The following is a 15,533-nucleotide window of genomic DNA, read 5'->3' as shown; positions in this document are numbered from 1 at the left end:
TCAATGTTTACAGTAGGGAAAAGTACAAAAACAAGTTTTTCATTACTAGCTACAGGCCCAGCATGGGCAAGAGTATTTGCCGCCCCAGGCCATGCAGGCGCTCGACTTCCTTCAATTCCTGGTCCAGGGCTACTACTACCGCATTGACTCTCGGTGTCTCCATCATCGACATATGGTCGCCGACAATATCGCGCACCTTGACAAAGCAGAGTTTGTCCCAGCCCAGGTGTTTTTCTTCCGAGTTGTAGTGCACTGCTGCTTCACGTATCGCTTCTGGCAAAGCCTGTGTGGCTTTCATGAGCAAAGTACGGCGTGGCAAAGGGCCAGCAGCATAGCGGCCTATGACAGTCACATTTTTTTCAAACACATGGAACAGCCGGGCGATTTCTTTTTCATCGGCATGTGGTGGTACATAGTCGGCTTCGCGTGCCAGTTCCAGCAAGCGCTGCAATGCGATATCAAATGGCAGGCCAGATAAATCTGGACAGGCGATGTCTGCCTTGTGCGCAATCAGGCGTGAGATGGAGCGCAATAAACGTTCACGCGGCGGCGCAGATTCAGCCAAAGGTGCAACCTGGCTGTCTATCAGGCACAGGAAGGCAATTTCATAACCGCGCGCCAGCGCCTGCCTTGCCATTTCATAGGCGATGACGCCACCCGATGACCAGCCTGCCAGCAGATAGCGCTGGTCCTTGACCAGTGGGGTAATCTTGTCCAGATACAGGCTAGCCAATTCCTCCACGCTTTCATAAATCGCTATTCCCATGAGGCCAGGGTCTTGCAGGGCGATGACTGGCCGGTCTGTCGTCAGACCACTGGCGAGGTCGCGATAACACAAGACACTGCCGCCGGTAGGATGTACTAGCACGATGGGCGTATGTTGGGGATTGCCTGCACGTATAGGTATCACGACAGGATCAAGTTGCAGGCTCTCATTGCGCAACAGCTCTGCCTGGGCTGCGATGGTGGGCGCAGAAAATAGCGAAGTCAGTGGCAGCCTGTGTGCAAATTCTTTTTCTATCTCAGCCATCAGGCGTACGGCCAACAGGGAATGCCCACCGAGGTCAAAGAAATTGCTGGTGATACCAACTTGGGATACATGCAGGACACTTTCCCAAATACGTTCCAAACGCATTTCCAGCGTGTCGCGCGGTGCCTGCGAGATGGCGGTGTTCGATGGCCGCAGCTTCAGCAAGGCCTTGTTATCGACCTTACCATTGGGCATGAAGGGGAAGTCATCAATCGGTATCAGCCAGTTTGGCAGCATATAGTCAGGCAAGGCAGCAGCCAATTTCTCCTTGATGCTGGCGACTGTCAGGCTCGCCCCTGGCTTGAGCGTATAAAAGCACAATAACTGGTCTATGTTTGCGGCATCCCTATCGACTACCACGACAGCCATCAACACCCCGGTCTGTGCGGCAACAATGGCTTCTATCTCGCCGAGTTCTATACGGTAGCCGCGCAGTTTGACTTGCCGGTCTGCGCGGCCAAAGCAATCGAGTTTGCCGTCCATGCGCCAGGCACCAAGGTCGCCCGTGCGATACATGCGTTCGCCATGCACGAATGGATCGCTGACGAAACGTTCTGCCGTCAAGGCATCACGCTGGTAATAGCCTTGCGCCAGGCTGGCACCTGCCACATACATTTCCCCACGTACGCCTATGGCTTGCGGCTGCAGATATTCATCAAGGACATAGATGCGGGTATTGTCTATGGGCTTGCCGATGGCAAGCACCACATCATCCATGCTGACTTTTTCATAGACGACTTGCACTGTGGCCTCAGTAGGGCCATACAGGTTGATACACTCTGCACCGGCTGGTAAAGCCGCCAGCACCTGGCGCGCCAGCTCGGCATCCAGCACTTCACCGCCACAACACAGGCGACGCAGGCGCAGGCATTTGGCGAATTCAGCTTGACCTACCATCATGCGCAACATGCTGGGCACGAGTTGCAGCACGCTGATATCGAAATCCTGCAGAGTCTGCAACAAGGCTTCTGGATCTCTTTCGACGCCGGGTGCAGCCAGTACCAGTCTGGCGCCTGCCATCAAGGGGGCAAATACTTCCCAGACCGAAGCATCGAAACTGATGGCAGTTTTTTGTAGCACTGCATCGTCTGCATCCAGCGGTAAATCCCTGAGCATCCATTGCATGTGATTGGCGAGTGCGCCATGTGTTACGGCGACAGCCTTGGGCTGGCCAGTCGAACCCGAGGTATAAATCAGGTATGCGAGGTCAATGGTTCGCAAGACAGGAAATTGCGGTTCCGCTATATCTTCAAGTGCAGGCAAGGTATCAACCGTGATCAGTTTTATCTTTTCCAGCAAACCTGCAAATGCAGCTTGCTGCTTGAATTGAGCTGCAATAGCCGCGCTGGTCAGCAATACGCTGACGCCACTGTTTTGCAACATGAAGGCAATGCGCTCTTCAGGATATGCTGTATCGAGCGGCAGGTAAGCTGCCCCGGCCACCTGTATCGCCAGCATACTGGTGATCATGTCCACACTGCGGTCCAGCAATACTGCCACCACCCTGGCCTTGGCTTCGTCCTGCTGCCTGGCCAGCAACACATGTTGTGCCAGTTCCGCTATGCGATGTGAACAAGCCTGGCCACTCAATAGTGTCAGCGGGCTTTGTATGAATATCTGTTCGGGATGCTTTGCCAGGCTAGCAAGAATATCTTGCACTGGTGCCTGCCATGGTCCTGCTGGCGGCACTGACGGCCCGGCAAATTCATGCATGATCTGCTGCCGCTCATTGGGGCCTAGCAGTGTCAATTGATCTATCTGTGCGTCCGGGCTCTCGACTATGGATGCCAGCAGGGTCAGTAATTCTTCTTCCAGATGATGCATACAGGCAGAGTCGCAGACTGCCATATCGTAATCAACATACAGTTGCAGCTGGCCTGTTGCGTCTGCATAAGCTGACAACACCAGCAGACATTCATCTGTCCAGGCGAAAGGCGCATCTGCTGTTATCAGTTTGCCTGGGCTCGCCTGCTGCCAGCAAAAACCTGACGCCAGGCCCTGTTTGCTATCCAGCGGCGCGATATAGTCTTGCAGGGCACAGACTTCATCGATGGTAGTGCTATACGTCTTCAGCAATGTAATAAAGCTGGCATGCGGATTAATGACAGTATGCAGCGGGATAAACCGAGCCATAGGCCCTATGGCTGTAGCCATTTCTTCATAAGCACGGCCATTGGCCTGATAGGCCACGGCAGGTGAATGCAGATTTAATCTGTATAACAATACTGCCCAGGAGAGATAAAGCAAATGCGCGATTGGCAACTGGTTTTTGTCAGCCAGGGCATTGAGGGCGGCGGACAAGTCCGCTGGCAATGCAAGTGGCTGGCGCTTGACATAGGGTGTGGCCTGGCGCTGCCTACGCATGAAAGGCCAGTCTGGCAGATTGCCTGCCCCCAGACTGTTTGTCGCATCCCAGACTGGCAACTGCACATCCTGGGGTTCTGCCAGCATATCGTGCTGCCATTGCGCCAGGCTGGTGAAAGGCAGGTCTTCTTCCTCAAATTTTATAGCATGCGGCGCGGCACGCCATGCTGTATTTGCCAGTCCTTCTGCCAGTTCTTCTTCGACTTCTCCCAATATCAGCAAGGCAGTCTGCGCATCTGCGCACAGCGCAGACAGACCGAGCCGATAATGACTGTCATTCAGTCTTTGCAGGCAGGCGCGCTGATCTTCATGGATCGCGGCCAACTGCGGTGGCGCTATTTGTGCAGATTCCAGTGTTTCGGCAGGTGCCTGCACGGGTAACTGCATGCCGGGCAATACCCCAAATTCCATGCGCAGGATTTCATGCCTGGCCAGTACATGGTCAAAGGCACGGCACAATATTACTTCATCCACGCCAGCGCAGCGAAAGTCAATGCTGACCAGATAAGTCTGCTGACCATCTCTTTGCGCCAGTTGCCACAGTCTTTGCTGGACTGGTGACAATGAAAAACCGCTTTTTAATTTGCTGCTCACTTGCGCATCCCTGGTTTCATTTGTTTTTTTAGCTTGTTGATCCTGGCAAGACACTGGCCGGGTGCACTTCATCACCCATGGCCGTCAGTATCTTGCGTTCACCGGTGAACCTGGAACGGCCATGCGCAACCAGCATATTGTCGAGCAAGAGCAGGTCACCCGGTTGCCAGCGAAACTTGACGGTTTCTGCATCATAGGCAGCACGCAGGTGCGCCACTACTTCATCCGGGATCACCGTACCATCGCCATAGAAAGTGTTATACGGCAGGTTCTCCACACCCAGGTCACCTGTCAGTGAGGTACGGATTTCATCTGTCATGCTGGATGGATGCCAGAAAGCGATGTGATTGAACCACAGGTCTTCACCGGTCTGCGGATGGCAGCGTATGCTGGAACGCACTTGTGAAGTGCGCAGCCTGTCGCCCTCCATCCAGGTCCATTGCGTATCTGATTTTTTCATATAGGCTTCGGCTTCTTCCCTGCTCTCTACTGCCAGCGAATGCTGCCAGGATGGCCCTATGCCAGAACCAAAATTACGCACCAGCATCCAGCCCAGGCGGCGGAACTTCTCTTTAACTTCAGTATCTATCGCAGCCAATACACGGCGCACATCGGCGATAGGCGTCTCGCCCTCAGTCTCGGCAGCGACTTCGCAAAAAAAGGCGATACGCCCCGGCCACTGGCGTACATAAGACAATTCATTATGCAGGGCAATCACATGTTCAGGCGGGAAAATGGTCGAGGTATATACCTGGCCATCCACCTGTTTGCGCGGCGTGGCTTTTTCTATGTAGTTCATGAGCTGCACGCCAAAGGCATTCAGGCCAGCCTGGAAATCCTGCACGCCGCGCATATCAAAATCACGGAATAGCAAACCACCGTATTGCAATAAATCCTGCTGCAACTGCGCCTGGTTGTCTCTGATCCAGCCCAGAAAATCCACTCCTTTTGCATGTGGCCGCAAGACCAGTGGCAAACCTGATTCACTGTTAAAGGGCTGCTTATCGACCAGGCTGCCATCCGACAGGCGCACAGCAGGGCGGCGCAGGTTCAGTCCGGGTTTGGGCATCGTGTTCATGCTATTTCTTCCTTCCTATGTTTTACCTCTGTCGCAGTGCTGCTGTTCAAGATGCTGGCAATGTGTGCCGCCATTTTCTGCGCGACGCTACGTATTTCCTGTTCCTGATAACTGGCTGCATGGTATTGCCACAGCAAGTGCAGGCAACCATCAACAATGTAAGCTTCTATCGCGAGCTTGTGCAGGCGTGGCAAGTGCCCTGCTCTTTCTGCATCTCTATCCTGACGGTCTGGCGACCATGACAAGAGCTTGCAGACATCATCAGGCGGTGGCTTGATCTGCCCCATGTAGTTCAGGCTGATCTCAGGCATCTGCCCTTGTGCCAGCGTGGCACGCACTTTGTCCGGGCCGAGGTAGCGCAACAGCCCATAAGAAAAGCCATGCGCAGGTATGTCGCTGCGCTGCGCTGCAATCTCACTGGCAGCAGACTCTGCATTGATATCTGTCAGGTCAAACCAGGCCGGGTAACGGCTGGTGAACCAGCCCACGCTGCGGCTGACATCCAGCTCAGCCTGTTCCAGTTGTCGACCATGGCCTTCCAGTTCCAGATAAGCGACAGGCTCGCCTGTCCAGTCACCCAGGCAGAGAGTCAGGGCAGCAATCAGAATATCTTCCGTTGCTGCATCTGGCAGACCCTGTAAAAAGCGGCTGGTGATTTCTGCGGGCAGGATGACGCTGATTTGTGCTTCTTCGGCAATGCAGCCATAGCCATCACCACTGCCAGGTAATTCCGGCGCGGGGATTGAGGTGCAGATTTCCCAATACTCAGCCTCTGCCAGTACGGCATCCTGGCTGGCCTGGCGCTTCAGGTGTTCTGCCCAGGTTTGTACTGATGCTGTTTTTCTACCCAATGCAGGGGCACGGCCTGCCTGCAAATCCAGCAGTGTCTGCCGCAAGCCTTCCAGCAAAATCTGCATGGAGATACCGTCACTGACCAGATGATGCACTACTAACAAAAGTTGCGATGCGCGTCCTTCGCTTGCAGGTGTCCATGCCGCAGCCAGCAAACACCTTTGTGTAGGCTGCAATGAGGCCTGCACTTTCTGGTAGTCTTTAGTCAGATGTAAAACTGGCGTATCAGGAAGTTCATTGAAATGCGCAGCTTCATCACTAAAGCTCAGGCGCAATGCATCATGTTGCGCTATCAGCACTTGCAATGCCTGCTCCAGCATTTCAGCACTGACCCAGTCTGCCATTTCCAGCAAGACGGATAAATTGAAATGCGCCGGCATCTCATGCATCAGCTCTTGCAATCTGAGTTGCGCAGGCAAGAGTCCACATATGCCTTCAGGTGAAATATCCGCACCAGCCACCTCACCGACAGGCAAGAGTTTCTTTGCAAAATCCGCCAATTGCGGCGTTGCATATAAATCCATGGCCTTGGCCTGCCAACCAGCCTGGCGCAAACGGGCTATCATCTGTATCGCCAGGATGGAATCGCCACCGCTCTGGAAAAAATCTGCCTGCGTATTCAGGTTTTCGCGCTGCAAGAGTTCGCGCCAGATTACCAGTACCACAGTCTCGGCTTCTGAGCTTATGGCATTTGGCGTCACTGGATTATCTTGTTCATCATCCAGTCTGGGCAAGGCAGCCATGTCCAGTTTACCATTCGAGGTATACGGAATGCTGTCTATGGCGATCACAGCTTTAGGCAGCATATAGTCGGGTAGATTCTGCTTCAGTTTCTCCAGCAGGCTTTGCGTATCAAGTGGATTATTCTGATCGGTAGCAACGGCATAAGCCAGTAAATATGGGCGGCCTGCTTTTTCTGCGGATTCGGGCTTATGCAAGATCACCGTCGCATTCGCCACATTCTCTTGCGCCATCAGGACAGCGACGATTTCTGCAGGTTCTATGCGATAGCCACGTATTTTCAGTTGCTCATCCTTGCGGCCCAGTATCTGTATGCGGCCATCCGTATGCATGACTGCGAGGTCGCCCGTACGATACAGACGCTCAGGTTCACCAGCGATATCGGCAAACAGGAAAGAGCTGGCAGCATCTTCAGGCACACCTACATAACCCAGTGCCAGGCCAGGGCCACCTAGATAAATCTCGCCAGCCTCGCCAAAAGCACATGGCTGCCCTGCGGCATCGAGTATGTGTATGCGGTTACTACCCAAAGGCTGACTGAAGCGCATGCCACTCAAATCGCCCTGCCATTTGCCCACCATGACGCCTATGGTCGCTTCGGTTGGGCCAAAGTGATTGAAGATGGCACAGCCTGGTTGCAGCTTACCCAGTTCTTGCAGGAGCCTGACGCTGGCAGTTTCTCCACCGAGTATCAGATGCGTCAATGGCAAGATGGTCTTCTTATCCTGCGCTGCCAGCATGGCTTCCAGATGCGAAGGGACTATCTTTAATACATCAACCGGCGTTTGTTGCATCAATGCTGCATAACCGTCGGCATCACGCGCAAGGGCGTTGCTGATAATAGAGAGGCAGCCGCCGCGGAATAGTGCGGGCAAAACCGTAGTCAGCCCCAGGTCAGCCGCAAAAGTCGATATCACGGCATAACGCAAACCAGGCTGCAAATCAAAGGCGGCGATAATGGCATCGAGATAATGCTGAACTGCTCTTTGTGGCACAGCAACCAGTTTGGGCTTGCCTGTGGAGCCTGAAGTAAATAGCTGATAGGCGCATGACTCAGGATCTATCTCAGGCAAGGACAATGGCTGATGATCCGGGACACTGATTTCTGCAAGACTGGCTGGCAATTGCAGGCAGGGAATGTCCAGTGCTGCCAAGGCATCACCCATATCCTGATTGTCTTGTAAGATGACGCAACAAGGCTTTGCCTGTTTTATCAATTCCAGTACGCGTCCTTGTGGCAGATTGCTGTCTATCGGCAGATAAGCTTTACCTGCCTTCCATGCCGCCAGCATGGCAACGGGGAAAGCCAGGCTGCGGCCCAGCAGCAAGAGTACAGGGCCTGCACTTTGTTCAGCTTTTAAAATATCCCGCGCAAGCCTGTCTGATAAGCGGTCAAGCTGCTGACGCGTCATGTGCTCAGTTGCATCTACACGCAAGGCAACGGCTTGCGGGTCTTGTTCAACTGACTGACGGAATGTTTGCAGCAAACCAGGCTTATCAGAAACTGGTACAAGCCTGGCAGGTAACCAGATAGCCCGGGCAGCAGCACGCTCATCAAAATCCTGGTCAGTGCCTGCCATGCGTTCTATCATGGCGACAAAACTGTCCAGCAATTCTTGCATATCCGCAGCATCAAATAACTGGCTATCGTAATCCAGTTCTACTCGCGCACCGTCTTGCCAATCGACCAGATTACAACCCAGGTCAAAACGTGCATGGCGTATAGGCAGGGAATACGCCTGCACCGTCAGGCCCGGCAAGCTCGGCATGGTCGCCAGTTTGTCGACGTTGAAGGTGATATTCACCAATGGCGGCCTGGCTGGGTCGCGCGCCAGACGAAGATCATCCACCAGTTGCGACAGCGGATAGTTGGCATGGCTGATGGCATCAAGAAATTGCTGCTTCACTTCTGCCAGCACCGTGCTGGTATTCGCCTGCGCAGGAATGTTCAGACGCAAGGGCAAGAGATGTGCGCAATACCCAGGCGTATGCGCCAGCGCTTCATCGCGTCCAGAATAGGGGACTCCGAGTACCATATCCCGCCCTGCCCCGGCACGCCGTAGCGTCGCAGCAAAGGCCGCAATCAGTGCCATGCTGGATGACATGCCCAGTTTGCCTGCTTTTCGCTCCAGCTGGCGCAAGATGGCCTTGTCAAGTTCATGTGTCAGACGCTGGCCTGCAAAACCTCGCATGCTGGCCCTGGCATGGGCACATGGCAGCTCTATGCCAACTGGTGCTTGCTGCAATTTATTTAACCAGTATTGCTTGTGCTCTTGTTCTTCTGGCGATGAGCCTGCATCTGTCATGCGTTGCGCCAATAAGGCATAGTCTGGTTTGCTGTCTGGCTGCCGACCATGCATGAGCACGGCAAATTCTTCAAACAGCATCTGCATGGATTGCCCGTCGATGAAGACATGATGGGCAGCAAACAGCAGAACAGCATGGTGTGCATCAAGCTCAAACAAGTCTATGCGGAAAGCGCCAGCCTGCGTCAGGTCAAAACTGGCTGCGACGCTGTTTTGCAAGGCTGCATCCAACGTGCTGGCAGTGACTTGATGGCGCTGCACTTTTACATCTACATGAGCTGCGACTTTTTGCACACCTGCTTCCAGGTCTATGGATGCCCTCAGGGCATCATGCCTGGCTACCAGTCTTGTAAATGCATGTGCAATTTCAGCATGGTTGATATCGCCCTGCAAATCCAAAGCAACGCTGACGACATAAGCTGCCGAACCCTGTTCAGATAAAGCTGCCAGTGTTGCTAATTGTTTTTGTGCTTTGGATAAAGAGAGAATTACTTCTACTGTTTTTGGTACTTGAGGTACATTGGCAATAAAGCCCGCCGATTTCAAGGATGCCACGCTCTCACTGACCCGGCTGACTATCTGAGCTATATCGTCATCAGTGTGCGCAGTCGACAGGAATAAATTACGTCCTTCCCACACATACAGGCCGCGATACAGCAAGTGATAAAAGAAGGGATCAAGGTTTTCGCTGAACACGAAGCGAAACAGCGAGCCGAAATTCTTCATGTGTATAGGTGCACCGGCCGCAGCAAAAACCTGATTGAGTTCCGCAGTCAGCCTGGCGGTATTGTCATTCAGTTTTTGATAGACAGCTGGGCCACCTCGCTTGATCTCGGTCAGTACAGCATGGGCTGCGGCCATCACCAGCGGATGCTTGTTGAAAGTGCCAGCGAAGAAAGTCGTATCCGCCGCCGGGTAAGAAGCATCACCATATTGCCAATGCCCGCCATCAATACCTGCCATGATATCGGCACGACCAGCAATGACGCCCACAGGCAAACCGCCACCGACTATCTTGCCGTAGGTGACTATATCGGCCTGTACATCAAAATGCGCCTGGGCACCACCGGGGTGTATGCGGAAACCGACCAGCACTTCATCAAAGATCAACAAGCTGCCAGCCGCCCTGGTCATGGCACGCAGGCTGCGCAAGAAGTCTTGCGGCTGCAGGCTGGGGTTACGGCTTTGCACAGGTTCGACCAGCACCGCAGCGAATTCATGCAGGCGGCCACGCAATAACTCCAGTGCCTCTGCCGATCCGTATTCAAAAAAAGCCAGGTCACTGACCATGCCAGGTGTAATGCCAGCCACACGTGGTATCACTTTCCATGGGTCATCATTGACCTCACCCAGCACACCATCAAAATGACCGTGATAACTGTCGCGGAATATCGCTACCTTGTTGCGGCCAGTAAAAGTCCGTGCCAGGCGCAGCGCTGTCATGATGGCTTCTGTGCCTGAGCTGCAAAAGGCAACGCGCTCTACTCCCGTCAATTCACTGATGAGGCTGGCAACCTCGCCAGCCATGTCTGACTGCGGCCCTATGCGTATGCCGCGCGACAGGCTTTCTGCCAATGCTTCTTTTAAAAATTTCGGCTCATGCCCAAACAACTGCACACCAAAACCCATGGAGATATCGATGTACTCGTTATCATCCAAGTCCCAGATTTTGGAACCGGCAGCACGCTGGCCCACGATGGGATAGAGCATTTCCTTGATCGAGAAACGGAAACCCGCCGAAGCGCGGCTGTCTGCCAGCACGTGACGGTATTGCTGGGCTTGTTGTTTGGACAGAGCAGTTTTTTTGCAATAGTCGAGACTAAATTCCGCTAGATGCTGGCGCTGCACTTCGCTCAGATTTGTTCTGAGCAGGATATTGCTTTTGGGTTTGGCGACAGGTTCTATTGGAATATCAGTTTCAACTTCTTTTTCGACGGCTGCATCAGTCGATACTTTAGCAACTTGCTGTTCCGCCAAATAAGTTGCCACTGCTTCAATGGATGATAAATTCTCAAAGAAAGCACGTACCGGTATCTTGACCGCGAACTCGTTTTCTATACGGCCCACAGCCTGCATCAGTATCAATGAATCCGCACCAATTTCCAGCAAGGGCGCAGCCGCATCTACCTTGCTGGCATCTATCGCCAGCAAGCCTGCGATGATGGCAATGATGCGTTTGCGGATAACAAGTGGATCGCTGATGACCATGCGCGCGCTTGCTGTTACTGGCTTGCTGATTGCGACAGCCTTGCCTGATGGCGCTACAACATTGCCACCATCGCCACCATTGAAACTGTTCAAACCCAGGCGCAGGGGGAAGACATCCTTGGCAAAAGGGTACGAGGGCAAGAAATCGCCAGCCGCGGTATTTTTTTTGTCTGCAAATTGCAGCTTGCTACCCAGTACATGCAGGTGCGCGACTGTTTTCAGGAATGCGACGCTGTCATCCTGAGTCACATCCAGACAAGGCAGGCTGCGTATATTGCTGGCGTTTGCGCTTGCAACATCTTCAAGCATGCCTGACAGCACGGGCATGGCACCCAGTTCCAGTGCAACATCAATGCCGGTTTTACTCAGCGCGGCGATGTTGTCAGCAAAACGCACGGCTTCGCGTGTATGTTTTAACCAGTAAGCTGTATCGTAAACATGGCCGACGGGCAGCAATTCACCCGTCAGATTAGAGCTCACTGACACTTGCAGTGGCTGCCACTCCAGCTCTTGCAAAGCCTGTTCAAACTCTGCCAGCATGGGTTCGAGCAACACTGAGTGGAAAGCAGTTTTTACGCGCAACATGCGCACCCGTATGCCATCTGCAATCAGCTTCTGGCTGAGTATATCCAGCTGATCTCTGGCACCGGAAATAGTCACGGATTGCGGGCCATTCACGGCAGCGATGCTGATATCTGTGCCAGCCAGATAAGACAGGATAGTTTGCTCATCAGCACGCACTGCAGCCATGGCGCCATCTGAAGTCAAGGCACCCATGAGCCTGCCGCGCTTTTCAACCAGACGCAGGGCTTGCTCAAAACTCAAAGCACCAGCAATGACAGCCGCCGTATATTCACCCAGGCTATGCCCTGCCATTACCGTGGGCTTGATGCCATATTCAGCCAACAGCCGCGCCAGCCCTACGCCCAACGCCAATAAAGCTGGCTGGGTGTAAGCAGTCTGGTCGATATTTTCATCAGAATTCAGCAGCAACTCGCTTAGCGACCAGGGCAACACCGCATCAGCTTCTGCGATTGTGGCGCGGAAGCTGGCAAACTGGAATAAACCCCTGGCCATGCCTGGCCTTTGCGAGCCCTGACCGGGGCAGAGAAAAGCCAGCTTGGGTGGTCTTCTGGCAGCAACAGCAGTGACAACTTGCTCAGCATAGGCTTTATCCAGCCATGCATGCAGATGTGTAGCCGCTTCACCGCCACTTGCCGCCACCAGCGCCAATCTGTGACGCAGGTGCGCACGACCATGCTGAGACAATTGGCAAATAGCGGCAAAGTCTTGCTGAACACCAGCTTTCAGCTTTTGTGCTGTTTGCTGTGCCAGCAAGCTCAGGGCTTCATTGCTGGATGCTGACAAGAGCAAAATCCCTGGCTCACTGGTTTGCAGATTTTCCGTTGTTGATCCATGAATAAATTCTTCAAGCACAACATGGCAATTGGCGCCACCAAAGCCGAAGGCGCTGATGGAAGCAGCTCGCGCGCCAGCCTCAGGATTGCTTGGCCAGTCCATCGTCCGCGCCACCACCTGCAAGCGCAATTGCTCAAAATTGATGTGTGGATTAGGCTGGGTGTAATGCAGGCTGGCAGGTATTTTTTTATGCTTGAGCGCCAGGATTAGCTTGATCAGGCCAGCGATACCGGCAGCTGCTTCCAGATGGCCGATATTGGTTTTGACTGAACCTATCAGCAAGGGTGTTTGCCTTGGCTGCTGGCCCAGGGTGCGCCCCAAAGCGCGGGTCTCGGTTGGGTCACCCAGCAAGGTGCCAGTGCCATGTGCTTCTACATACTGTATCGCTGATGGCGACAAGCCAGCATCGGCAATCGCTGCCTGTATCAAATTCTCTTGCGCCAGTCCATTGGGGGCGGTGATACCGTTCGAGACACCGTCATGGTTAGTAGCTGAGCCACGTATGACGGCATGAATACGGTCACCATCTGCCAGAGCATCTGACAGACGTTTCAACAAGACCAGGCCCGCCCCTTCGCCACGGCCATAGCCATTGGCTGATGCGTCAAAGGTCTTGCACAAGCCGTCTGGAGCCAGCATGCTACCCTTGCCCAGAGCGACACTACTGTCTGGCCTCAACATCAGGCTGACACCACCAGCCAGCACCATGTCGGCATCGCCTGCCTGCAAGCTGCGGCAGGCCTGGTGTACTGCCACCAGTGAAGATGAACAGGCGGTGTCTATCGTCATGCTGGGGCCGCGCAAACCCAGCACATGGGAAATACGATTGGCGATGATGGCATTTGACATGCCTATGCCCATATGGGCTTCCACATCATCAGTATGAGCAAAGCTGCCGAGGAATTCGCCATTGACTGCACCGATGAAAACACCCAGGCGGCTTTCTTTCAGGTTGTCGGCAGCTATGCCAGCATCTTCCAGTGCCCACCAGGCCAGTTGCAGGGTCAGACGCTGGCGTGGGTCCAGCGCAGATGCTTCCTTGGGTGAGATGCCAAAAAAGGCTGGATCAAAACACGCTGCATCATCAATAAAGCCCGCATAGGGAGCTGCCGAGACGGGCAAGTCTGCCGCGTCCCAGCGCTCGGTCGGTATGCGTTTTACGGCGCATACTTCCTGCTCAAGCAGGGACCAGTATGCCTCTATATTGGCAGCACCAGGAAAAACACATGACATGCCGATGACAGCAATCGCATGTGATGCGACTCTTGTAGTCATTGCCCTTTCATCGTTCATGATGGACAAATCAAAAGACAGGGGAAATCATGCCTGAAGGCAATGCATCGGTAAATTATTTTTGCATCCAAGCTCAACATGGCTATCAAATCCCTGGTATGCATAGCGGCCTTAATCCAGATGGCCTATATAGCGCAATATCGAGGCATCGATATCGACCAGGGTGTCATGGATCTGGGCGATGACTTTATGCCCCTCTTCGGCGCCATAGTGTTGCACGACCCGCCTTTCCAGCGTGGCAACCTCACCGAGCTCAGCTATAGTATTGCCCATGGTAAAAGCATGCAGCCTGACCGGCCCTGCAAAGGTAGCGAAGCAGAACAAGGGGCTGCCAGCGGTGGCAACACCAAGTTGCTGCAGGTTTTGCATGAGCTGGCCCATGCGGCCCGGCTGGGCTTGCAGGTTCAGGTAATACAAATAAGGGGGTGGGGTTTCGCGCTCTATCGGGTCTATGCCGTCATTGACACGGTTGAGTACAAAGCTTTCCATCTGCAAGACGCATTCCTGGAATTTTTCCAGCAAGGGCGTGCTCTCAGCACCATACACATCGTGCAAGACCTGGTCCAGTGAAGGCATACGGTCCATGTCTGCCAGCTCAGCCAGTGGCAGCATGATATAGACATAATTGGCGGGGCCAGCAACGGTAGCATAAGCCATCCAGCGCATGCGACGGCTATGCTGTTGATAGGCAAAAGCCACTTTGCCAGCCAGTTCCTTGAATTGCACATAGCGCTCGCGGCGCACAGACAGGCGCACGAAAAGACAATACGGGGTAGGAAACAACCATTGAGAATTCATTGTTTTTAACCGGCTGAGTCGATGTAAAAAGTTTAACCCATCTGGCAGCACCACAGCAATATGAATGCAGGCAAACAACACTTGTGGACAGATAAAATAAATTGCGAAGAAAACACGACAAATCTGTTATTTTGCGTTAGAAATCATCGACAAAAAATTCCATCGAGGGAATAATAGTCTGGGTTAGTCGCATCAGTTCTCGATGGCTGTCCATAGATCTGGAATTCCTGCATGGCACTGACCTTTTACTGCTTTCCCCGCGGCTAGTTTTCCAGCAATCAGTTTTAACATTCTTTAACCATGTGCATACTGAGTCTTTATATTGCCAGGTTTGTTATCCTATAGACGGGCGAATACCATCAGTTGAGGAGTCATGAATGCCGAATGACAAAACAGCGCCGGACCATGCCAGATTCCACCACGTCATTCCCGGTCATATCGCCGAAATTGAAGCACTGACTGAAGCCTTGCGTGGCTGGGCCGACAGGCTGGGTATACCTGCGCGCACTGTCAACAGTATCATCCTCATGCTGGATGAATTACTGACCAATGTCGTCATGCATGGTTATGGAAAAACTGATAGTGGCGAAATCGAAGTCACAGTGCTGAGCATCGCCAATGGCATTGAAGTCATCATACGCGACGGCGCACCTGCCTTTGACCCCTTCTCTATCGCCGAGCCAGATACCACACTGGATGTTGATGAACGTGACATCGGCGGCCTGGGTGTGCATTTTGTCAGGAAGATGGCTGACAGCTTTGCTTATCGCCGCGATGGCGAGATCAATGAAGTGCGCTTTAGCAAGAGTTTTCCATCCTGAACATTTCCAGAAAACAGACCAAAGACACC

5 protein-coding genes are annotated in these 15,533 nt (G+C 53.3%); 1 reads left to right on the top strand and 4 read right to left on the bottom strand.

Going from position 1 to position 15,533, the window contains the following annotated elements:
• Positions 1-49: 49 nt before the first annotated feature.
• From ACO0LC_RS21555 to ACO0LC_RS21540, 4 genes are all read right to left on the bottom strand, one after another.
• Positions 50-3,988, bottom strand: a complete 3,939-nt coding sequence (locus ACO0LC_RS21555; protein ID WP_423006943.1) for a non-ribosomal peptide synthetase — start codon at positions 3,986-3,988, stop codon at positions 50-52.
• Between the two features lie 28 nt (positions 3,989-4,016).
• A complete protein-coding gene (locus ACO0LC_RS21550) occupies positions 4,017-5,066 on the bottom strand; it encodes a TauD/TfdA family dioxygenase (RefSeq protein ID WP_423006941.1) in 1,050 nt (349 codons plus the stop codon).
• Positions 5,063-13,867: an aminotransferase class III-fold pyridoxal phosphate-dependent enzyme gene (locus tag ACO0LC_RS21545; protein ID WP_423006939.1), complete on the bottom strand. Its 8,805-nt coding sequence runs from the start codon at positions 13,865-13,867 to the stop codon at positions 5,063-5,065. The genes ACO0LC_RS21550 and ACO0LC_RS21545 overlap by 4 nt, the downstream gene beginning before the upstream one ends.
• A gap of 129 nt (positions 13,868-13,996) precedes the next feature.
• The gene (locus ACO0LC_RS21540; RefSeq protein WP_423006937.1) at positions 13,997-14,683 is read right to left on the bottom strand and encodes a hypothetical protein; all 687 of its coding nucleotides are present in this window, start codon (positions 14,681-14,683) and stop codon (positions 13,997-13,999) included.
• Between the two features lie 377 nt (positions 14,684-15,060).
• Here ACO0LC_RS21540 and ACO0LC_RS21535 point away from each other — a divergent pair, with 377 nt between their 5' ends.
• Entirely contained in the window at positions 15,061-15,504 is a 444-nt protein-coding gene (locus tag ACO0LC_RS21535) for an ATP-binding protein (protein WP_423006935.1), read from the top strand.
• The last annotated feature ends 29 nt before the right edge of the window (positions 15,505-15,533 follow it).

It is taken from the genome of Undibacterium sp. JH2W (assembly GCF_049340425.1).
Taxonomy (GTDB): Bacteria; Pseudomonadota; Gammaproteobacteria; order Burkholderiales; family Burkholderiaceae_D; genus Undibacterium.
This window is presented reverse-complemented; position numbering and strand designations above follow the sequence as displayed.